Origin of the sequence: Winogradskyella psychrotolerans, assembly GCF_018860565.1 — a bacterium.
Classification (GTDB): domain Bacteria; phylum Bacteroidota; class Bacteroidia; order Flavobacteriales; family Flavobacteriaceae; genus Winogradskyella; species Winogradskyella damuponensis.
The window spans coordinates 363,424-386,429 of sequence record NZ_JAHKPS010000022.1 but is presented as its reverse complement, the minus strand read 5'-3'; the positions used below and the strand labels follow the sequence as shown (position 1 = coordinate 386,429).

Sequence of the window (23,006 nt, the reverse complement as noted above, 5' to 3'; positions counted from 1 at the left end):
ACCGTTTAGATTATGAACAAAATATACTATTTAAGTAGCTGTAATACTTGTACGCGTATTATTAATGAACTTCATCTTCCTGAAGGCTTTCAACTTCAAGATATAAAGACAGAACCAATTACTGCGCAACAAATTGAACAAATGCGAGAACTAACTAACAGTTACGAGAGCTTGTTTAGTAAACGTGCTAGACTTTATAAAGAACTAGGTTTAAAAGACAAATCGTTAACTGAGGACGATTATAAAAACTATATTTTAGAGCACTATACCTTTTTAAAACGGCCAGTGATTTTATATGACAATCAAATTTTTATTGGCAATTCTAAGAAAACTGTAGAAGCAGCAAAACTTGCTTTGTATGAATAGTAGAGGATTTGCCATTTTTGCACTTGTAATGGTACAAGTATTATATGGACTTAATTTCACCATTGCAAAAACGGTAATGAATGAAAATTTCATTAAACCTTTTGGGTTTGTACTTATAAGAGTAGCTGGAGCTACAGTATTGTTTTGGGCAATGAGTCTCTTTTTACCAAAACAAAAAATTGAAAAAAAAGACTATTTAAAACTCTTTGTCGCTGCCATTTTTGGAGTGATGATTAATATGCTGTTCTTTTTTAAAGGCTTAGAATACACTTCGCCTATCCACGCCTCTGCCATCACCATTACAGTGCCTATTATCATTTTAGTTTTGTCGGCTATAATTCTAAAAGAAAACGTATCTAAGCTCAAAATCGTTGGAGTTACCTTAGGCTTAATAGGCGCACTCGTTTTAACTATTTACGGTAAATCTAATAGAGCTGGCGACAATGTACCTTTAGGTAATTTACTCGTGTTTTTAAATGCTATTTCGTACAGTATTTACATTATAATGATAAAAAAACTCACATTAAAATACCATCCATTTACATTTATTAAATGGTTATTTTTATTTGGCCTTATTATGTTAATTCCGTTTGGATATAATGACCTAAAAGCTGTAGAGTGGCACACGTTTACACCTAATGCCATTTGGTCTGTTCTATTTGTCATTATTGGAGCAACTTTTGGAACCTATTTGTTTAACCCACTCGCATTAAACAAACTAAAAGCATCTACTGTAGGTATATTTATTTATCTTCAACCTGTAATTGCTGGACTCTTTGCTATTTCAATAGGCGCAGATTTTATAGACTCAGTAAAAATTGGAGCCATGTTACTCATATTTTTAGGAGTATTTCTAGTATCTAAAAAACCTAAAAACACCACTTAATTTGCCTCTAAAATCTAAAATATTTAAAAGCATTGATGCTATTCCACAATCCTATTGGCATAGCGTAAACTGCTGTACAAATATTTATTATTCGCCCGAATTTCTAAAAGCATTTGAGCGTGCCAATACAGCTATTGAGTTTAATTATATCTTTATATTAAAAGACAAAGAAGCGATTGCTTTTGCTAATACTCAAATCGTAACTATTGGCATTGAAACCATTACTAAAAACATTAGCATGACTGATAAAATTAGACGCGTGGTAAATAATATGTTTTGCAATAATGAAATTCGTGTGTTGTTCTGTGGAAATGTGTTTTTAAGTGGTGAATATGGTACATTTTTAAAAGATGGTGAAGATAAAATAACCACATTCAAGGCCATTGCAGAAGGTGTAAAACAATTATCAAAAGCTTCAAAAAAACTAAAAGCCATATTCATAAAAGATTTTGAAAACGATTCTCTTCCTATTACAAAGCATTTAGAAACCTATGATTATGCGGCTATGAATGTGGAGCCTAACATGATTATTACACTAAAACCTGAATGGCAATCTTTTAACGATTACACCAATGCTTTAAAATCTAAATACCGTGTAAAAGCCAATAGAGCTGACACAAAAAGTAAGGCTTTAAAAGCGAAATTATTCACACAACAAGACATAGAAACACATAAAAATCAGCTTCAAGAATTATATCAAAACACTATTGATAATGCCGATTTTAACGCTCAAATTTTAAATCTTGACACCTATATTTATCTAAAAAAAGCCTTCAAAAATAAATTTATAGTAAAAGGCTATTTTCTTGAAGATAACTTAGTTGGTTTTTTATCTGCCATGCAAAACGACACGCATCTCGATGCGCATTTTATAGGCATTGACTATTCTCAAAATAAAGAATTTGCTATCTATCCAAGAATACTAAATGATTATGTAAGACTCGGAATTGAAACACAATCAACACAGATTAACTTAGGCAGAACTGCTTCTGAAATTAAAAGTACACTTGGTGCAAAACCAAAACCGTTAACTTGTTATTGCAAACACAAGCGGTACTTACCTAATCAGGTTTTAAAACCGTTTATTAAAAATGTGCAAATAAAATCCTTTAAGCAGCATTCGGTTTTTAAGTAAAACTTACATTGGCATAGGCTTTGGTCTTACGCCATGCTTACGTGTATCTTCTTTTGTTAAAAGCTTAAAACTTTCAGACTTTGGAAATTTATGAGCCAATTCTAATAAAGGTTCTGGTAAAGCTGTTAATTTACGCGCTTTTAAATCAATCCAAGCACCTTGCATTTCGCAATAGGCTAAATTTTCACCTTTATGGTTGTAAAAATTATGTTCAAACATAAATAACATACCATCTTCACTCAAACCAGAAACTTCAATAGTTACCGTAATTGGAGTACCCAAAAAAGATTCTTTAAAATAATACATGTGCTCATAAAACACTACTGGTCCAACATTGAATTTCATTATTTCTGGCATTGTAAACCCTTTTTCTGTAAAGAAAGCCATCCTAGCATGACTCATAAAGTTGGTATAAGCAGAATTAGCTAAATGACCGTTAGCATCAACATCGCTCCAGCGAATTTCAAATTGTTTTTTGTACATAGTTTTCTTTTCAATTTTGGCTTACAAAGTTATAAAAGTCTATTGTGAGAATCGGTTCATTTCTAAACTATTTAAAACCATTCAATTTTGTACCTTTGCACAACTTTAATTAAAGCATCTTTAATGATACAATCCATGACAGGTTACGGGAAATCTGTACTACAGCTCCCAACTAAAAAAATATCTATAGAATTAAAATCTCTAAACAGTAAGAGTCTAGATCTCAATGCTCGTATGCCTTCTATGTATCGTGCAAAAGAATTAGCCATTAGAAAATTAATTGCTAAAAACTTAGTAAGAGGAAAAGTAGATTTTTCATTATTTGTAGAAATCACAGGCGAAGACACCAGTTCTAAAATCAATAAAACAGTTGTTAAAGAATACATTAAGCAACTTAAAGAAGTGGTTGACGGAGATGCTACAGAACTTTTAAAAATGGCCATTCGTTTACCAGATGCTGTAACAACAGAACGTGATGATATTGATGAAGAAGAGTGGTCTTTAATTAGTAAAGAAATTAATGAAGCCATTGCTAATATTGTTATTTACAGAAAAGACGAAGGAGCAACGCTAAAACAAGACTTTGAAGATAGAATTGCCACCCTTAGACGTTTATTACAAGAGGTAATTACTATGGATCCTGATCGTATTGATGGTGTAAGAGCTCGATTAGAAAAAGGTATTGCAGATATTAAAGAAAAGGTAGATGAAAACCGTTTTGAACAAGAACTGGTCTATTACATTGAAAAATTTGATATTACTGAAGAAAAAGTAAGATTAGAAAACCACTTAGATTATTTTATAAAGTCGTTAAATTCTGACGATTCAAACGGAAAAAAATTAGGTTTTATCTCTCAAGAAATTGGAAGAGAAATTAACACTATCGGTTCAAAATCTAACTATGCACCAATGCAAAAATTAGTAGTTCAAATGAAAGATGAACTCGAAAAGATTAAGGAACAATTATTAAACGTACTCTAAATTAGTTGACCATCACAGTCGCGGTATACAGTAAAAAGTAAAACAATTTATTTTGTCAGAAATCAAAAACGAAAAACAAGGCAAGCTTATTGTCTTTTCAGCACCTTCTGGTTCAGGAAAAACAACTATTGTTCGTCATTTATTAAAACAGCCAGAACTCAACTTAGAGTTTTCTATCTCTGCAACTTCACGTGATAAACGCGGTAACGAGGTTAATGGAAAAGATTATTATTACCTATCTCTTAAAGAATTTAAAAACCGCATTAAAAACGATGAGTTTTTAGAATGGGAAGAAGTGTATAGAGATAATTTTTATGGCACTTTAAAAACCGAAATTGAACGCATTTGGGCAAAAGGAAAACACGTTATTTTTGATATTGACGTTTCTGGAGGATTGCGTATTAAACGAAAGTTCCCAGAGCAAACTATTGCTATTTTTGTAAAACCGCCAGATTTAAACGAATTGGTGAGACGATTAAAAGAGAGAGGCGAAGAAAGTGAAGACAAAATTAGTATGCGCGTAGCTAAAGCTCCTGCAGAACTAGCTACTGCTCCACTTTTTGATGAAATTGTGATTAACTCTGACCTAAATAAGGCTTTAGATGATGCTTACAAATTGGTTTCAGATTTTATAGCGAAGTAACATGAAGATTGGTTTATATTTTGGCACGTTTAATCCCATTCATGTTGGCCATTTAACTATAGCCAATCATCTGGCTGAGCATAGTGATTTAAATCAGGTTTGGTTTGTAGTAACTCCTTTAAGCCCTTTTAAAAAGAAAAGCAGCTTACTAGATAACTACCAACGCTTAGAGATGGTACACCTGGCCACAAAAGACTATGACAAACTGAGACCAAGCGATATCGAATTTGGATTAAAACAACCCAATTACACTATTGACACACTAGCTTACCTTTTTGAAAAATATCCTAACTATGAGTTTGCCTTAATTATGGGCGAAGACAATTTAAAAAGTTTTCATAAGTGGAAAAACTATGAACTTATTTTAGAGAACCACAATATCTACGTCTACCCTAGATTATCTAAAGGAAAAGTAGATACTCAATTTAATGATCATCCTAAAATTACAAAGGTTAATGCTCCAATTATGGAACTCTCTTCAACCTTTATAAGAAATGAAATTAAAAACAAAAAAAATGTACGCCCTATATTGCCAGAACATGTATGGCAGTTTATTGACGAGATGAATTTTTATAGGTAACACATTCCTGCGAAGGCAGGAATCTCATGAAGAAAACCCTATATCCTTAAAGTTTAAACATAATCTGTCTCAAACTTTTTGAAAGCAGTAGTCTAAACATTTAAAATTCTGTAATAATTTATGGGATTCCCGTTTTCACGGGAATTTAAAAATGATAAAAAGCATCTTCATAATGCGTCAATTGTTCCGTGGTTTTATTCTTTAATACTGCAACAATATCAAAACGTGTTTCTAATTCTATATCATGTTCAAGAATAAAAGCATCCATCGCTTTTACCAATAATTTTATTTTGCTTGGAGTTACAAATTCTTGCGGATCACCAAAAAAATCAGAATTTCGAGTTTTCACTTCAACACAAATCATCACATTATTGTGTTTAGCAATAATATCAATTTCAGCTTTTTGAAACACATAATTACGAACTACAATTTCGTAACCCTTTTTTACAAGGTAATCTGTAGCGAGTTGCTCTCCTAGCTGACCAAGTTCATTGTGTTGTGCCATTTTCTTTAGTCTTTTTCTCTGTACGATACAAAAATTAATTCCACCTAAAAGTTAACAATCAATATACAAAATTGTGTCATCTTGAAGTAATTTTACCTCATTTTCATCGCATCATCTTCATTCAAAACCTTTATAAATCTTACAATTAGCCATATCTTTACAATCACTTTAAAGTTAGCCAAATGGTTCGTCATATTAAATGCCCTAATTGTGGCATCTATAACACAAATGCAGATTACTGTACCAATTGCAATACACTTTTATCTTATAAAAAAAGACGTGAATTAGCCTTTGCACAAGAAGAAAAAAAGCGTCGGGAACGTGAGCGTATTCAAAAAGAAGCCTCTCCTTCATTTTTTGAAAAACACAAAGACCATCGTTTTTTAATCGTACGTATTTTTGTAAAAATCACCCATTCTATTTGGATGGCATTTATGGCTATAGGCATGTTTATTGCTTGGTTAATTACAGCAATTGCAGCATGAAAATTTTAAAACATCCTATTTTCTACATAAGTATGTTAGTGGCTTTTGCAATTTACATAGCGCAGAAGTTTGTTTTACCACTACCAAATTGGGTGTACTTTTATATGAATGACTTTTTATGTATGCCTATTGTATTGAGCTTATGCTTAGCTACTATAAGAATAATTAAAAGAACAGAATCTCTTTATGTTCCTCTACTAATAGTATTAATACTAACCACTTACTTTACACTATATTTTGAATGGCTAATGCCTAAACTTAATACACGTTATACGTTTGATAAATTTGACATTGTACTTTACTACCTAGGAGCGCTTTTATTTTTTAGATACCAAAAAAGATTATTCTGAAAACTTTAAAGTCGATTGCTCTTTTGCCACTGTTAATTCTACTGTTCTACCTAAAACCAAAGCTCTATTGTCTTTTTCATGACCAGCAGGTACATTAAAGGCAATTGGAAAATCGTAATCTTCTAATGCATCTAAAATCAATTGCTCTACTGAAGTTCCCCAAAGCGTCGTATTTTTTCGCATTTTAGACATATCACCAACCACAAGCCCATTTAAATGATCAAAATAACCAGCACGTTTCAGACTCTGCAGCATACGATCTATATGATATTTGTATTCACCAATTTCTTCAATAAACAAAACCTTTCCAGACGTATCAATACTTTCTTTAGAGCCTAACATGGTATGTAACATCGTGAGATTTCCTCCAACCAATTCGCCTGAAGTTTCTCCTACTCTATTATACTCAGATCCTTCTAAAGTGTAATCCGTTGGACTGCCAAATAGAGCGGTTTTAAACGTCTCAACTGATGCTGCTATCTCTGTTAAATCGGTAGTTAAACTCACACTCATAATTGCATGTAAAGACTCAAACCCTTCATTATGCAATTGATTATGTAAAGCTGTGATATCACTATAACCAACAACCCATTTTGGATGTTTTTTAAATTCAGCGTAATCTAATTTATCTAAAATCCGAACCGTTCCATAACCACCTCGCGCACACCAAATCGCACTCACAGTAGGATTATCCATAACGCTTTGCAGATCTATACAACGCTCATAATCATCTCCTGCAAAATGGTTAGACTGGCTAAATACATGGTCTCCAACAATAGCATTCAAACCCCAACTTTGTAAAAGTTTAACCGCTTGTTGTACTTCTCCTTCACGACTTTTTAAAATTCCAGAAGGCGCTACAATAGCAACTGTATCTCCTGCTTTTAAATATGGTGGTTGTATTAATTTTGAAGTCATATCCATAGATTTATTGGTTTCTATTTGCGCTCTAACATTGGTATTCACAACCATAATAATAAGTAAAATGAGATATGAAACGTACTTTTTCAAAATCATAAAATAGTTTTTGTAAATATAAAAAGTAAAAATTGAAGCCAATAAAATAATATAACGAATAACACTTTAAAAAAGTACTTCTGCATTTTCAACTTCAATTTAAATCAGTCAGAAGTTTTAACGCATAAAAAAAGAGATGATCCTATATTAAGACCATCTCTTTTTGTAAAAAATTAGTACAATTATTAATTGAATAATGCTTTAGTTTTTGTTGTATTAGAAGCTGCTGATCGACTTAATTCAGATGAGTAATCAACAGACACTAAAGATCCTGTATAGTATCCCGAAAAAGAAGTTCCATTATAAGTCGTTCCTTCAAATTCAAACTCGTAAGAAGAACCATCATCTAAAACTGTAAACGTACCTGAATTTATTTCAAATGCCTCGTAATCTTCATCAAAAGCAGTTTCGATGATTACCTCAGCAGAGCTATATGTACCCGCTTCTATGCCATTCCCAAAGGTATATACACCCTCTTCCAAATCTTGTGAATTTGATGTAAATAATTCAAAATATACTCCAGAAAACGTATCATTAGTAGGTATAGCTTCACCATCTACAATTCTAATTCCTGAGTCCACTAAAGAAACATCAAAGTTATATACACCATCAAAAGATTCGCCATAATCCGCGATAATTCCCGATTTTAATTGATATTCCGTATCACCATAAACTAATACACCTGAACCACCAGCCGTTCCTCCGTCTCCATCATCATCACTTCCACAAGAAAAAGATACTAAGCTAATTGACACTAATAGAAAAAGTAATTTTAAATTCTTCATTTTATAAATTTGTTTGATTAAGTCGCCAAAAGTAATTTTTTTTGTAAAAAATCAAAATAATCTGCTTTTTTTTCGACGAATCGTTTCTTTATTTCATTACAATTCACACAACAAAATGCTTACTTTTGTAGCTTCAAAAAAAAATAAAAACCATGTCGAAGAGATATACCATAACAGCAGCATTACCATACACTAACGGCCCAATTCATATTGGACATTTAGCTGGTGTTTATGTACCTGCAGATATTTATTCTAGATATTTAAGATTAACTGGCAATGACGTTGCTTTTATTTGCGGAAGCGATGAGCACGGTGTACCCATTACCATAAAGGCGAAAAAAGAAGGAGTGACTCCACAAGATATCGTTGATAAATACCATGCTATTATCAAGCAGTCTTTTATTGATTTTGGTATTACATTCGATAACTACTCACGTACTTCAGCAAAAATTCATCATGATACAGCTCAGGAGTTTTTTAAAACCCTTTACGACAAAAATGAATTTGTAGAAGAAGTGACTGAACAATTATACGATGCTGAAGCGAATCAGTTTTTAGCAGATCGTTTTGTAACAGGAACCTGTCCTAAATGTGGGAATGAAGAAGCTTATGGCGACCAGTGTGAAAGCTGTGGATCCAGTTTAAATGCTACAGATTTAATTAACCCTAAATCGGCAATAACTGGTAATATACCAACTTTAAAAGAAACCAAACACTGGTTTTTACCTTTAAATAAACACGAAGATTTTCTACGTGAATGGATTTTAAAAGGTCATAAGAAAGATTGGAAACCTAATGTTTACGGTCAAGTAAAATCTTGGATTGACGATGGCTTACGTCCACGTGCCGTAACCAGAGATTTAGATTGGGGAATCCCAGTACCTGTTGAAGGTGGCGAAGGCAAAGTGCTTTACGTTTGGTTTGATGCTCCTATTGGTTACATCTCTGCAACCAAAGAATGGGCAGAACGCGAAGGTAAAAACTGGGAAGATTATTGGAAAGACGAAGACACCAAATTGGTACACTTTATTGGAAAAGATAATATTGTGTTTCACTGTATTATTTTCCCATCCATGTTAAAAGCTGAAGGCTCTTATATTTTACCAGACAACGTACCAGCTAACGAATTTTTAAACTTAGAAGGTCAGAAATTATCAACCTCTAAAAACTGGGCGGTTTGGTTACCAGATTATTTAATCGATTTCCCCAATCAGCAAGATGTGTTGCGTTACGCCTTAACTGCAAATGCCCCAGAAACTAAGGATAACGATTTTACATGGAAAGATTTTCAAGCCAGAAACAATAATGAATTAGTGGCTATCTTCGGAAACTTTATCAATCGCGTGGTGGTTTTAACTAACAAATATTACGGCGGCATTATTCCTGAACCATCAGACTATTCTACGATTGACGAAGAAACTTTAGCGACTGTAAAAGCTTATCCTGCTGTGATTTCGAGTTCAATTGAACGTTACCGTTTTAGAGAAGCAAGTCAAGAATTGATGAACTTAGCACGATTAGGAAATAAGTATTTAGCAGACGAAGAACCATGGAAAACGTTTAAAACAGATGAAGCACGTACTAAAACCGTAATGTTTGTGGCCTTACAAATTGCTTCTGCTTTAGCGGTTTTATCTGAACCATTTTTACCGTTCACGTCTAATAAACTAAAATCAATTCTTTGTCATTCCGCACTTGATGCGGAATCCACTTGGGATGATATCAGTTCTAAAGAGGTACTGCTACCTGCCAACCACCAAATAGGAAAAGGCGAGTTGTTATTCTCTAAAATTGAAGATGCACAAATTGAAGCACAATTAGAAAAACTAATCACGAGTAAAAAAGCTAACGAAGCGGCTAATAAGGTTGTAGAACCACAAAAGGAAGAAATCACTTTTGAAGACTTTACCAAACTAGATTTACGTGTTGGTACCATTCTCGAAGCAGAAAAAATGCCTAAAACCAAAAAACTTTTAGTCTTAAAAGTCGATACAGGTATAGACACCAGAACTATTGTTTCTGGTATTGCAGAAAGCTTTAAGCCTGAAGAAGTGATTGGAAAACGCGTGACTGTTTTAGTCAACCTAGCACCACGAAAATTAAGAGGTGTAGAAAGTCAAGGGATGATTTTAATGACTGAAGACGAAGGTGGTAATTTAGTGTTTGTAAATCCAGATACTGATGCTGTAAATAATGGATTACAGATTAGCTAGTATGAGATCGATAGGAATCATAATTGTTTTTCTTACTTTTAATCTTCAACCATTAATAGCACAAACCAATTGGTTTTCTATCGATACAAACAAATTCACGGAAGACCAGGGTTTAAGACAAGTTATTAATATTGTTAACGAACAAACTAACGAACTTGCTGTATTCTTTAGGTATAGAACATTTATTGTGGCTCATATTTATGACGAAACAGGCAACACTGTAAACACCTTTAAAGTACAAACTCTCCCAAAATATCATCATAATTATTTTGGAGCATCGTTTATAAAGGATAAAATCTATACGCTATTTTTTAAAAGTGATTTTGGAACAAAATTTAGTGCCCTAACTATAAATTTTAATACGTCTAGTTTTCAGTATTCAGATAAGCTAAATATGCCTTTAAAATCTGAAAAAATAGTAGGTTCATTTGAGTACAAATCAAAAACACACCTATTAACGACAGTAAAAAAAACCTCAAAATTAAAAATTTACCAACTTAACGATTTCAAAAACTTTACAGTAGAAACTTTCGATTTTTCAAATACTAAGTTTGTAACCTATAGAGGTTTTGATAGTAATTTAAATGAGATTTTAAAAGGCCCAAACGCAGATCCAAGTGCATCTATGGTCAACCATGGAGAACCAACACCTCTCGAAACTGTAACACCACACAATAAAGTCTATCTCAATAAAGATAAACTAATTATAACCAATGATATCGATGATTTACACACGAGGGTTATTTCTATCAATTTAGAAACTAAAGAACAAGCCTATCATAAATTCCCCAAACCATCTTACGACAAAAAAGACCGTGGAAGCAAATCCAATTCTTATGTTTTAGATCATCTTTTATTTAATATGTATATCTCAAAAGAAAAGCTCGATTTTTCTGTTTTTGATATGGATACTAAAGATTTAGTTAAAAATATAGTGCTTTCGGATAAGGACTCTATCGCCTTTAAAAATTCGCCCATTATTTTAGAAGGTGGCGACTTTCAAAGTTATAGGGAACTCGATAGAACCAAACAGTTTATGAGAAAGGTCACAAACTCAAATCCTGGGATAAGTGTTTATAAAAATAACGGTAAATATGTTGTGACTGTAGGCAGTAGTGAAACAACAACTACGTCACCATTTATGGTGTATTATGCAGGTGGTGCTATCGGTGGACTGGTAGCTGGCATCACATCGTCTGTCTTAACAACTAGTTTTCTTACCTATACCAAAACTAAATCTACGCGCATCGAATGTCTTTTTGACAACCAATTGAATAGTATAGAAGGCTCAATTCCCGAAAACAATTTTAATATCATTAATGCTTATACAGAAAGTAAATCCGACACAAAATTTAATTTTGAGTCTATATTAAAAATAAACAAAAAATATGTTCTCGGTTATTTTGATGAAAACACAATGGAATATAAATACCTTAATTTTTAACCATATCCGGTAACACTTCGCATTTAGCTAATGCATTAACAATTTAATCTTTTGAAATAATACACCCGTCCTTGTTTGAGTAATTTTGAATTGAAACAATACTCGAAACAATGAAAAAGATAGCACTTGTACTTATAACCTTTTGCTTTTTATCTTGCGGAGCTTCTAAAACAGTTAGACAATCTAAAAAAACGATTAAAGGAGATTGGACACTAACGTCTATAAAGTCTTCAGCCATTGGAGGTTTAAAAATCACACTTCTTAATGATGCCGAAAAAGCCTGCTTCGAAAATAGTACATGGCAATTTATACCAAATAACAATACAGGAACTTATACTCTATTTGGAATGAATTGCTCTTCCGATAAACGATTTTTCGTATTCACCATAGATGAAATTAATGAAGATAACGGCTTGTATAATTTCCTATTAAAACCTACCAACAAAAAAGGCAAATCAGAAACTAATGCAGGATTCAGACTCGAACTCACGTCTTTATCTGAAACCGCTATGCAGTGGCAACAAATGGTGACCTTAGACGGAAAGCCCATCACCATTACAATGAACTTTATTAAACTATAAATATTATGAAATTATTGAATTATAAATTAACAATAGCCATAAGCTTATCATTACTTTTAGTACTGATGACAAGTTGCAAGGCAATAGACAATGCCAATAACAAACAAAAAGGTGCAGCCATTGGAGCTGCAGGTGGAGCCATCCTTGGTGCTATCATTGGAAACAATGTAGGCAAAGGTGGCAAAGGAGAATTAGGCGCTGTTATTGGTGGAGTTGTTGGTGGTGGAGCCGGAGTACTTATTGGAAACAAAATGGACAAACAAGCCCAAGACATTGAAACTGAAATTCCTGGCGCAACCGTTGAACGTGTAGATGACGGAATTGTACTCACTTTTGATGAACAAAGTGGTGTGTATTTTGATACTGAAAAGTATAATATCAATGCTAAATCGCAAGAAACACTTAACAAATTAGCAAGTGTATTTACAGAATATCCAGATACAAACATTCTAGTCGTTGGCCATACAGATAGTTCTGGTAATGATGCTTACAACATGACCTTATCTAAAAATAGAGCTGAAGCTGTAACCAATTACCTAACTGGAAAAGGTTTAAGTAGCGGACGATTTACAACCCATTGGTTTGGCGAAGAACAACCGATGTATGATAATACAACAGCAGAAGGCCGTTCTAAAAACAGACGTGTCAATATTGCTATTGTGCCTAACGAAACGATGATTAATGAAGCGAAAAAAGAAGCCGGATCTAATGAATAACTTTTGCTAAAACTATTCGGCAATTACAGCAGAGTTAAATATATTACAGACCTTATAATTTTAAATGTATAAGGTCTTTTTTTATGATGATAACATATATAGTTAAACACACGCAATTAGCAGAAAAAAACATAAAAAGTACCATTCAGTTACTGAATGAAGATTGTACTATTCCTTTCATTTCGAGGTACCGAAAAGAAGCTACAGGAAATTTAGACGAAGTACAAATTGGAGATATCGTCAAATACAAAGCGCTATTTGAAGCTTTAGAAAAACGAAAAATCGCCATTTTAAAAACTTTGGAAGAACAAGACGTTTTAACCGAAGACTTAAAACAAAAGATTGAAAATACTCAAGACCTCACCACGCTTGAGGATCTGTATTTACCCTTCAAGAAAAAACGAAAAACCAAAGCTGAGACGGCTCGTAAAAATGGCTTAGAACCTTTGGCTAAAATCATCATGAGTCAAAAGGCAAATGACATCGAATCTATTGCATTTAAATATGTAAAAGGCGACCTTTCATCTGTTGATGAGGCTTTGGAAGGAGCCAGACATATTATTGCCGAATGGATTAATGAACGTGTGGATATTAGAAACAATCTACGAAACCAATTAGAGCGTCATGCTCAAATTTCTACTAAGGTTATAAAAACTAAAAAAGTCGATGAAAAAGCGCAAAAATTTAGAGATTACTTTGATTGGTCCGAAAGTTTAAGCCGTATTCCTTCTCACCGACTATTAGCTATTTTAAGAGCAGAAAGCGAAGGCTTTATTCGTGTGAAGATTGAAATTGACGACGTACGTGCTTTAGAACATATAGACCATAGAATTATACGCAGCAAAAACGCCTGTGCAGACCAGATTGAACTCGCTATTTCAGATGCTTACAAACGTTTATTATTTCCATCGTTAAGCAATGAAGCCCTTCAAAAAGCAAAGGAAAAAGCCGATGAATCTGCGATTACTGTTTTTGCCAAAAATTTAAAGCAACTCTTATTAGGCTCACCTATTGGCGAAAAACGCGTTTTAGCCATTGACCCTGGTTTTAGAACAGGTTGTAAAGTCGTTTGTTTAGATGCACAAGGAGCTTTAAAACATAATGAAACGATTTATCCACATGCTCCAAAAAACGATAGTATTGGTGCTATAAAAAAAATTTCCTCTTTAGCTGAAGCTTATAAAATTGAAGCCATTGCCATTGGAAACGGAACCGCATCTCGTGAAACTGAAGCTTTAATTCGAAAAATTCAGTTTAAAAACGACATCCAGGTGTTTGTGGTTAGTGAAGCTGGAGCAAGTATTTATTCGGCATCAAAAATTGCTAGAGACGAATTCCCCAATTACGATGTTACAGTTCGTGGTTCAGTTTCTATTGGAAGACGTTTGCAAGATCCTTTAGCCGAATTGGTAAAAATTGACGCTAAATCTATTGGAGTTGGACAATACCAGCATGATGTGGACCAAACAAAGCTTCAAAAACAACTCGATGTTGTGGTTGAAAATTGTGTGAATGCCGTTGGTGTTAATATTAACACCGCAAGCATACCACTACTCAGTTCGGTTTCTGGAATTGGACCAAAACTAGCAGAAAACATTTTTAATTATCGAAATGAAAACGGAGCCTTTACATCGAGAAACGCTATTAAAAAAGTGCCACGTTTAGGAGGAAAAGCTTACCAACAAGCAGCCGGTTTCTTGAGAATTCGCGATGCTAAAAATCCTTTAGATAATTCATCTGTGCATCCCGAAACTTATAAAATCGTCGAAAAAATGGCTAAAGATGAAGGGGTTTCGCTTCAAGACCTAATAGGAAACAAAACCATTCTTCAAAAAATAGACTTAAAAAAATATTATACAAAAACGGTTGGTTTGCCTACGCTTCAGGATATTATAAAAGAACTAGAAAAACCTGGATTAGACATCAGAGAAACAGCCAAAGTGTTTACATTCAACCAAAATATAAAAACCATCACCGATTTACACGAAGGACAATTATTGCCAGGCATCGTTAATAATATCACCAATTTTGGTTGTTTTGTCGATATTGGGATTAAAGAAAGTGGACTGATTCATGTGTCAAATTTATCGGATAGTTTTGTAAAGGACGTTAACGAACATGTGCATTTACATCAGCAAATTATCGTCAAGGTTTTAGAAGTTGATGTGGCTCGTAAACGGATTCAATTAAAGCTTCATAACTAGATGCTCAAAATAGCTTTTCATCCTATATATAAACATCCACTTCCAAAAGGACATCGGTTTCCTATGGAAAAATATGAATTATTACCACAGCAACTTTTACACGAAGGCACCTGTACTCAGGCTAATTTCTTTCAACCAGAAAAGCCTAATGACAAACATATTCTTGCTGTACATGACCCTGAATATTATTATGATTTAGTGAATTTAACTCTAGATCAACGCGCTGCTCGTAAAATAGGGTTTCCGTTAAGTAGAGCTTTAGTACAGCGGGAAATATTGATTGCAGACGGTACAATTAAAGCTAGTGAATTTGCTTTAAAACATGGTATCTCCATGAATATTGCAGGTGGTACACATCATGCCTTTTCAAATCGTGGAGAGGGATTTTGTATGCTAAATGACCAAGCAATTGGAGCAAGGTACCTTCAACAAAATAGCTTAGCACAAAACATTTTAATTGTAGACTTAGACGTACATCAAGGCAATGGAACAGCAGAGATTTTTCAGAACGACGCTTCTGTTTTTACATTTTCTATGCATGGAAAAAGCAATTATCCATTTAAAAAAGAGCAAAGTGATTTAGATATCGCTTTAGAGAATGATACTGATGATTCTGCTTATTTAAAATTATTAGAAAAGACGTTACCCAACCTCATCGCAGAACAACAACCAAATTTTATATATTATTTATGTGGTGTTGATGTAATTAAAACCGACAAATTAGGAAAACTGAGCCTGACCGTTGATGGTTGTAAAGCTAGAGACCGTTTTGTTTTAGAACAGTGCAAAGCCAATCAAATTCCTGTTATGTGTAGTATGGGCGGCGGTTATTCCCCAAAAATCAAAACGATTGTAGACGCGCACGCAAACACATTTCGATTAGCTCAAGAGATTTACTTTTAATCTAAAAAAGCAATTTTTCACAAATATTTTACCAACGGATTAACTATTCCTATCTTTGTGAGAAACACTACAAATATGTTATCAAAATCTATAGAAACCGCACTAAATAAGCAAATTAGAATCGAAGCTGAATCCTCTCAAGCCTATTTAGCTATGGCTATTTGGGCAGAAGTAAAAGGCCTAGAAGGTATTTCTAGTTTTATGTACAGCCAATCTGATGAAGAGCGCGAACACATGCTAAAGCTTGTTAAATTTGTAAACGAACGAGGAGGACATGCACATATTTCAGAACTAAATGCCCCAAACGTAACGTTTACATCGTATAAAGCCATGTTTGAAAAACTTTTAGAGCACGAAATTTTTGTATCTGAAAGTATTAATGAGTTAGTTCACATCTCTTTACAAGAAAAAGATTATGCCACGCACAACTTTTTACAATGGTATGTTTCTGAACAAATTGAAGAAGAAGCCATGGCTAGAACAATCCTAGATAAAGTAAAAATGATTGGTGATGACAAAGGCGGATTGTATTTATTTGATAGAGACATACAACAACTTACCGTTAACTCAGCAGCAGACACACCTGGAGCATAAATGTTAAAATTTATTTAGATTAATTATAAATAGTTATTTTTGTCCTGAAAACTTAAAGATTTCCTTTTGCAGGAAAACTAAAGATGGGCAAAAAGAAGAAAAACAAAAAGTTAAAAAAGGAACGTATTAAGGTTCTTGAAGCTTCTGGTATTGAAACACTTGGCAAAGTAAAAACCAAATGTTGTAAAAAATATAAAAAAGCAGAAAACAAGCGTTGTAAAAAATGTCCTTGTTTTGATTTACTCAAAAAAGTGGCTTAAACCTAAAACAACTCTTTTTTAAATACGTAATAAACTTCAAATCTACAATAGATTTACAAACGACAACAGCAACCCTATTGGTTGCTGTTTTTGTTTTTTATAGACTTTCCTAAATCATAAAAACACGTTATAACTACAATCTATAACAACGAGGTGCTTATCATCAATCACTATACTTGAATGTTATGTTGTGAGCATTAACAACGCAAAAAAAAGATTAACTATTAAACTCACTCAAAAAATAGAAATAACGCATTAAAATCATCTTTAATTCTCTTAAAACAAATTAAAAGTCACACCTAAATATTTTAAATGTATATTTATCATAATTCTATTTTTGCATAAAAACAGATAAAAGTCACACCTTTATAAACAAAAATAATAAAGCCTAAAATTATTTAAAGTTTGTTACTTGTTTCTAAAGAAATGTATTGAAATGATAGCATCAGACCAATTAGTCACCTACATGTTGATTTTATTAGCAGTTTATGCTGCTGTAATCTTATTTTTTGTCATAAGAGGAGCACGAAAAAACACGAGCATTAACGATTATGCCGTTGGCAATATTGGCTTCCCATCGTGGGTTGTTGGTTTGTCTTTAGCCGCTTCAATGACAAGTGCCGCAACATTTATTATTAATCCTGGATTTATTGCACTCTACGGAATTTCTGGCGTCATCTCGTTTGCTTTTGTATTACCAATTGCAGCCTTTATATCTCTTATCGTTTTTACAAAAGGCTTTGTAAAACAAGGCAATGCTGTAAAAGCAACCACCATGGCACAATGGATTGGCAAACGCTATAACAGCAAGAATTATGCTTTTTTCTTTGGTATTATTGCCTTATTACTCATCACATTTATTGTACTCATCAATGTTGGGTTAACTCAAGTCATCTCAAAATCACTTAACATGGATCCCTTTTATGTGCTTATGGGAATTACCGTTTTTGTCTTTGGTTATATGATGTTTGGCGGCGCAAATTCTATGGTTTACACCAATACCATTCAAGCCATTATTATGTGTATTGTTGCGCTTATTTTAATTGGTTCGGGCTACGAATATTTTGCCGATGGTATCACTGGCTTTTTTGAGAAACTAAATGCAATCGATCCCAATTTAACAAAACCAACAAATACAGAAAGTTTCCTATTTCGAGATTATTTTGAAATCATCGTTACCCAAATTGTTATTGGAGTTGCTATTGTTTGCCAGCCTCATATAATCACAAAATCATTATTATTAAAAGATTCAAGTAAAATAAACACCTATCTATTTAGCGGCATAGCTTTTATGATAGTGTTCTTTTTAGTGGTGATTGTAGGCTTATATGCACGCATCAGTTTTCCAGATTTTATGGTAAACGGAAAACAACTACGAATGGATGAAATTATCCCAACCTACGTCGTTACAAAATTTTCTGTAGGTGTAGGCCTAGTCATTGTTGTTGGATTAATTTCCGCAGGTTTATCTACTCTAGAGAGTTTAATTCAATCCTTATCTATTACAATTACCTCAGATATTATAAACCCTTTATTTAAAAATAAATTTACCGAAAAAACCATAACTATTAACAAAGTCGTGATTGTTGTATTAGGTATTGTAAGTTTTTTACTAAGTTGGGAACAAATTAAAAATCCAAACGTAAGTGTTGCCATTTTTGCCCAAAATGGGGTTTACGCTTATTTTGCTGCTGCTTTTGTTCCTGTTTTGTTTGGTACATTTTTAAATCATGTATCTACACGTTCGGTTTTTATTGCTAGCATTACAGCCATTGTCGTTCATTTTGGAATTTACTACGGAAGAATTACACCTTACATGCAAGAACCCGTAAATAATCCAGGTGTTTCGGCAGCTATCGGAATTATAACATCACTTATTATAGGTTTTATCATTTATAAAATAGATTCAAAAAAAGCAAAACTTGGACAGACTAGATTGGACAGCTAAATGGGCCGATTACACGCCTAATAAAATTGCTATAACATCGTATGATGCTAACAAAACTTATACGTATAGCGACTTGCATGTCTACGCCAATAGGTTAATTGAAAAATTTACAGCACTTAATCTCGAAGAAGGAGACCGAGTTGCCGTTTTAGCAGATCATGGCTTAGAATATATAGTGCTTTTTGTGGCTTGTCAACGTATGGGACTCGTTATTGTGCCCCTAAATTACCGTCAATCTGTTAACGAAATTTCTAAACTCGTCACCGATTGTACACCATGTATATTTATTTATAATAACAATCACAAAATTAAAGCCGAACAATTACCTATTCAAAATTTAAAAGTTACAACTTTTGAGAAGTTGGCTCATTATTATTTAAACTCAGAAAATTCTACCACCAAAACCTTCCAAATTAAAGAAGACAACCCGCTATTTATTTTCTATACATCTGGAACAACAGGCACACCAAAAGGCGTTATTTACACGAATAAAATGCTTTTTTGGAATAGCTTAAACACCTCCATGCAACTCGGAATTACATTTAGAGATTCCACTATAAACACATTACCGCCTTACCATACTTCTGGATGGAATGTTTTTGTCACTCCATTATTACACAAAGGCGCACATATTGGCATGTTAGAAAAGTTTGATGCCCAAAAAATATTATGTCTTTTAGAGCTCAACCAAACCACATTATTTATGGCATTGCCAACCATGTTATTAATGATGCAAAAAACACCTGTTTTTAAGGACGTTAGCCTAAAAAAATTACGCTATATCATATCTGGTGGTGAAAAAGTATCTTCTGAGCTTGTGAGCTTCTGGAAAACTAAAAAAAACATTTATATAAGACCAGGCTATGGGCTAACCGAAGCCGGCCCAAGCATTACATCATTGCATCATGAAATGGCAGAACTAAAACCTAACTCCATTGGAAAACCCAACTTTTATTTAGACATTAAAATCGTAAATAAAGATGGAGTAATCGTTAAGCCAAATGAAGTTGGTGAACTCTGTATAAAAGGTGATATTGTGACACCTGGCTATTGGAACAACTCGGTAAAAACAAGTAATAAAATAAAAAAAGGTTGGTTATTTACTGGTGATTTTGCCTATAGTGATAACGAAGGATTTTTATATATAAAAGGGCGAAAAAACGACATGTATATTTCTGGTGGCGAAAACATCTATCCACAAGAAATTGAAGTCCACCTTGAAAATATTAAAGGCATAAAAAAAGCCGTTGTTCTAAGCATGAAAGATGAAAAATGGGGAGAATGCGGCATAGCATTTGTAACCTCAGCAAACAAAGACCTTTCGGTAACAAAAATTAGAGACGTATTAACAACTAACCTCGTAGCTTTTAAACACCCAAAGCACATATTTATTTTGGATGAAATTCCATTAACTAGCTTAGGAAAAGTATCGAGAAAAAAACTAACAAAATATTTTAACGCTATAAAATCCCAACAATGAAACAATTCGGAATAGTATTAATAATTGCTCTTTTTAACACTACATTATTTTCGCAAAACACTAAAAAACCAATGAAAGATATACTTTCAGACTATAATTTTAAAACCCACATAACAACTTTAGATAGTTTAGAAATTAGCTACATTAAAGAGGGAAATGGAAAAAAAACATTACTCTTTGTACATGGTCTAAGCAGTAATTCTGATGCTTGGTCTAAAAATATTGTAACGTTAAAAAACGACTATACTTGTGTCGCCATAGATTTACCTGGTTACGGAAAATCTTCTAAGCCAAAAGCAGATTACACTCCTTCTTTTTTTGCGGAATTTATGCATCAATTCATTGAAAAATTAGAGTTAAAAAACATCATCCTAGTTGGTCACTCTATGGGTGGACAAGCAAGTATAAAATTTGCAACAACTTATCCTGATACTATTGAAAAACTGATTTTAGTTGCACCAGCCGGTTTAGAGCAGTTTACAGAAACCAATGCCACATTTATGAAGGCTTATTTCACTCCTGAAATGGTTAAAAACACAACTGATGCACAAATTGAGAAAAATTATGCTCTTAATTTTCACTCCATACCAGATACGGTTTCAAATATGATAGATGACCGAATGAAAATTAAAGACGCATCCGATTTTGAAGCGCATTGTAATGCTATTGTTAATAGTGTTTCTGGTATGCTAGACGAACCTGTTTTTAAAGATTTAGAAAACATTTCACAACCAACTTTGGTCCTTTTTGGAGATAAGGATGCACTGATTCCTAACCGCTATTTTAATCCAAAGCTAACTATTGAAGACATTGGCAAAATAGCACACGATCATATTAAATCTGTCGAAGTTGAATTTATAAAAGATGCAGGTCACTTTGTGCAATACGAAAAACCAACAGAAGTGAATGCACTCATTCAGCAATTCTCCAATAAAAAATGAAAACTAAGCTTAAAAAATTTACGGAATTTAGCAAAACCATTTTACCTAATGAAGCTAAATACCTTAAAGACAAATATCAATTTACAGATTCAGAAAAACGCCGCATTATTTCATTAGTAATTGCCAATGCCTTATCTCAAAATAAACCTATAGATTTTGATGATAAAATTGATAAAAGAAAATATTCTTATATAAAAGTCTGGATTGAAAAGAAATTAGCAAGTATAGATGTTGATGCTACTATAGCTTGGATTATGTCTTTAAATAAAAAAATCCTCACAGATGCAATAGCTTCAAATGAAGAAAAAGAATTTTTACACTACATTTCTACCTACAAAAACATTGAATATAATTTTCAAAATTTATACGAGCTTGCCAAAGAATACAAGTCTTACCTCTTGGTAAGAATGCGTTATAAAGACCATAAAACAGTTGCTGATTTTATAGAATCCTACAGAATACACTACAAAGAATCTATAATTATTAAAGACAAATTATATGCAGCAACAACAGAAATTACCAACCAATACACTCTTAATAATAACGAAACAAAACACTTAGAATCTTGGCTTTTAAAAACTTTTAACGACAAAAATATTGATGGTAAAAACAGATATCAAGCCTTTGTTTTACTCGCTTTTATGTACACTAATTATAATGAAAATGATAAATTAAAAATTATTTTCGATCAAATAGACTATTACTTCAATGAAGGCGAAATGTACTCTAGACGCATCTTATCTAATTATTATGCCAGCAGAGTTTTACTACATTCTAAACAAGATGAATTTGAAAAAGCAGAGTTTTATGGCTACTTATCCATTAGGCAAAATAATAATGACGCCTTAATGTACTTAAATAATTTAGTCGCTATTTTATTACGAAATCACAAACCTGAAAATGCATTTTCGCTTTTAGAAAATCATCATGATTTATATAAGGAAACGCATAATTATCATCAAAAAATAGGGTATTGTTCATATCAAATCCGTGTGCTATCTGAACTTAAAAAACATAAATTAGCTGAAGCTACCGCCAAAACCTTTCTAAAGAAATATAAGAATGAAGTCTTAAATCATCGTTGGCATCATTTTTTTACATCTTATATTAATGTGCTCATCATACTAGAAAAATACGAAGATGTTCTAAAATTAGCTTCAAAATTTAACCTTATAGAAAAGGAAAGTGAACGTCAGAAACAAAATAATTATGTACCAAATATATCATGGAGTATTTCACTTTCAAGATATATGGAAGGGCACATAAATTCTAAGCGTCTTTTAGATGAAATAAAAGCACCTCTTAAAGCTATTTGTCCTACAAAAAATCAAAAACAATTGATGATTAAGGTCATTGATACACTTTCTAACAACTTACCTGAAGCCTTTTTAGAATTAAAGTCACACATTTAAACATTTCCACTAAAAACAGTGCTTTTATTATGTAATTCTTAAAAAATTAGTATTTAAAATCAAAAAGTCACACTAATAAGCTCATTAATTTATT

Annotated in this window: 23 protein-coding genes; 19 read left to right on the top strand and 4 right to left on the bottom strand. The window is 32.9% G+C overall.

What is annotated here, in order from left to right; translation table 11 throughout:
- Positions 1–12 precede the first annotated feature (12 nt).
- Genes KO504_RS10645 through KO504_RS10635 form a run of 3 tightly spaced genes read left to right on the top strand, consistent with a single transcriptional unit; the run spans position 13 to position 2,387 of the window.
- Entirely contained in the window at positions 13–366 is a 354-nt protein-coding gene (locus KO504_RS10645; protein WP_215926716.1) for an arsenate reductase family protein, read from the top strand.
- Positions 359–1,252 (top strand): DMT family transporter, encoded by an 894-nt coding sequence (locus KO504_RS10640; protein WP_215926714.1) that lies wholly within the window; start codon positions 359–361, stop codon positions 1,250–1,252. The genes KO504_RS10645 and KO504_RS10640 overlap by 8 nt, the downstream gene beginning before the upstream one ends.
- Position 1,253: 1 nt before the next feature.
- Positions 1,254–2,387: a peptidogalycan biosysnthesis protein gene (locus KO504_RS10635; protein ID WP_215926712.1), complete on the top strand. Its 1,134-nt coding sequence runs from the start codon at positions 1,254–1,256 to the stop codon at positions 2,385–2,387.
- A gap of 3 nt (positions 2,388–2,390) precedes the next feature.
- On the opposite strand, the gene KO504_RS10630 is transcribed toward KO504_RS10635, so the two are convergent.
- Positions 2,391–2,870: an acyl-CoA thioesterase gene (locus tag KO504_RS10630; protein ID WP_215926710.1), complete on the bottom strand. Its 480-nt coding sequence runs from the start codon at positions 2,868–2,870 to the stop codon at positions 2,391–2,393.
- A 123-nt stretch (positions 2,871–2,993) separates the two neighbouring features.
- Here KO504_RS10630 and KO504_RS10625 point away from each other — a divergent pair, with 123 nt between their 5' ends.
- Genes KO504_RS10625 through nadD form a run of 3 tightly spaced genes read left to right on the top strand, consistent with a single transcriptional unit; the run spans position 2,994 to position 5,074 of the window.
- Positions 2,994–3,851, top strand: a complete 858-nt coding sequence (locus KO504_RS10625) for a YicC/YloC family endoribonuclease (protein ID WP_215926708.1) — start codon at positions 2,994–2,996, stop codon at positions 3,849–3,851.
- Positions 3,852–3,903: 52 nt separating this feature from the next.
- A complete protein-coding gene (gmk, locus tag KO504_RS10620) occupies positions 3,904–4,494 on the top strand; it encodes a guanylate kinase (RefSeq protein WP_215926706.1) in 591 nt (196 codons plus the stop codon).
- A gap of 1 nt (position 4,495) precedes the next feature.
- Positions 4,496–5,074 (top strand): nicotinate (nicotinamide) nucleotide adenylyltransferase, encoded by a 579-nt coding sequence (gene nadD / locus KO504_RS10615; protein ID WP_215926704.1) that lies wholly within the window; start codon positions 4,496–4,498, stop codon positions 5,072–5,074.
- Between the two features lie 145 nt (positions 5,075–5,219).
- On the opposite strand, the gene KO504_RS10610 is transcribed toward nadD, so the two are convergent.
- Positions 5,220–5,579 carry a YraN family protein gene (locus KO504_RS10610; RefSeq protein WP_215926702.1) on the bottom strand — a complete coding sequence of 120 codons (360 nt, stop codon included), beginning with the start codon at positions 5,577–5,579 and terminating at the stop codon, positions 5,220–5,222.
- Positions 5,580–5,761: 182 nt separating this feature from the next.
- Between KO504_RS10610 and KO504_RS10605 the strand changes: the two genes are divergently transcribed.
- Positions 5,762–6,064: a hypothetical protein gene (locus KO504_RS10605; protein WP_215926700.1), complete on the top strand. Its 303-nt coding sequence runs from the start codon at positions 5,762–5,764 to the stop codon at positions 6,062–6,064.
- 341 nt (positions 6,065–6,405) lie between these two features.
- Here the strand turns inward: KO504_RS10605 and KO504_RS10600 are convergent, their stop codons facing one another.
- On the bottom strand, positions 6,406–7,431 hold the full coding sequence (locus KO504_RS10600; protein ID WP_215926698.1) for a S66 peptidase family protein: 1,026 nt from the start codon (positions 7,429–7,431) through the stop codon (positions 6,406–6,408).
- Between the two features lie 185 nt (positions 7,432–7,616).
- Positions 7,617–8,216, bottom strand: coding sequence for a hypothetical protein (locus tag KO504_RS10595; RefSeq protein ID WP_215926696.1), 600 nt, complete (start codon positions 8,214–8,216; stop codon positions 7,617–7,619).
- A 152-nt stretch (positions 8,217–8,368) separates the two neighbouring features.
- Between KO504_RS10595 and metG the strand changes: the two genes are divergently transcribed.
- From metG to KO504_RS10535, 12 genes are all read left to right on the top strand, one after another.
- Positions 8,369–10,429: a methionine--tRNA ligase gene (gene metG / locus KO504_RS10590; RefSeq protein WP_215926694.1), complete on the top strand. Its 2,061-nt coding sequence runs from the start codon at positions 8,369–8,371 to the stop codon at positions 10,427–10,429.
- 1 nt (position 10,430) lies between these two features.
- The gene (locus KO504_RS10585) at positions 10,431–11,873 is read left to right on the top strand and encodes a hypothetical protein (RefSeq protein ID WP_215926692.1); all 1,443 of its coding nucleotides are present in this window, start codon (positions 10,431–10,433) and stop codon (positions 11,871–11,873) included.
- Between the two features lie 110 nt (positions 11,874–11,983).
- Complete coding sequence (locus KO504_RS10580) at positions 11,984–12,454, top strand: lipocalin family protein (protein WP_215926690.1); 471 nt, start codon at positions 11,984–11,986, stop codon at positions 12,452–12,454.
- A gap of 5 nt (positions 12,455–12,459) precedes the next feature.
- Positions 12,460–13,170 carry an OmpA family protein gene (locus KO504_RS10575; RefSeq protein WP_215926688.1) on the top strand — a complete coding sequence of 237 codons (711 nt, stop codon included), beginning with the start codon at positions 12,460–12,462 and terminating at the stop codon, positions 13,168–13,170.
- A gap of 86 nt (positions 13,171–13,256) precedes the next feature.
- A complete protein-coding gene (locus KO504_RS10570) occupies positions 13,257–15,374 on the top strand; it encodes a Tex family protein (protein WP_215927417.1) in 2,118 nt (705 codons plus the stop codon).
- The gene (locus KO504_RS10565; protein WP_215926686.1) at positions 15,375–16,277 is read left to right on the top strand and encodes a histone deacetylase family protein; all 903 of its coding nucleotides are present in this window, start codon (positions 15,375–15,377) and stop codon (positions 16,275–16,277) included.
- A 75-nt stretch (positions 16,278–16,352) separates the two neighbouring features.
- A complete protein-coding gene (locus KO504_RS10560) occupies positions 16,353–16,871 on the top strand; it encodes a ferritin (RefSeq protein ID WP_215926684.1) in 519 nt (172 codons plus the stop codon).
- A gap of 83 nt (positions 16,872–16,954) precedes the next feature.
- Complete coding sequence (locus KO504_RS10555; protein ID WP_215926682.1) at positions 16,955–17,131, top strand: hypothetical protein; 177 nt, start codon at positions 16,955–16,957, stop codon at positions 17,129–17,131.
- A 436-nt stretch (positions 17,132–17,567) separates the two neighbouring features.
- Positions 17,568–19,079: a sodium/pantothenate symporter gene (locus KO504_RS10550; protein WP_215926680.1), complete on the top strand. Its 1,512-nt coding sequence runs from the start codon at positions 17,568–17,570 to the stop codon at positions 19,077–19,079.
- Positions 19,054–20,559 carry a class I adenylate-forming enzyme family protein gene (locus tag KO504_RS10545; RefSeq protein ID WP_215926678.1) on the top strand — a complete coding sequence of 502 codons (1,506 nt, stop codon included), beginning with the start codon at positions 19,054–19,056 and terminating at the stop codon, positions 20,557–20,559. The genes KO504_RS10550 and KO504_RS10545 overlap by 26 nt, the downstream gene beginning before the upstream one ends.
- Positions 20,556–21,500, top strand: a complete 945-nt coding sequence (locus KO504_RS10540; RefSeq protein ID WP_215926676.1) for an alpha/beta fold hydrolase — start codon at positions 20,556–20,558, stop codon at positions 21,498–21,500. The genes KO504_RS10545 and KO504_RS10540 overlap by 4 nt, the downstream gene beginning before the upstream one ends.
- Entirely contained in the window at positions 21,497–22,912 is a 1,416-nt protein-coding gene (locus KO504_RS10535) for a hypothetical protein (protein ID WP_215926674.1), read from the top strand. The genes KO504_RS10540 and KO504_RS10535 overlap by 4 nt, the downstream gene beginning before the upstream one ends.
- Positions 22,913–23,006: the final 94 nt, after the last annotated feature.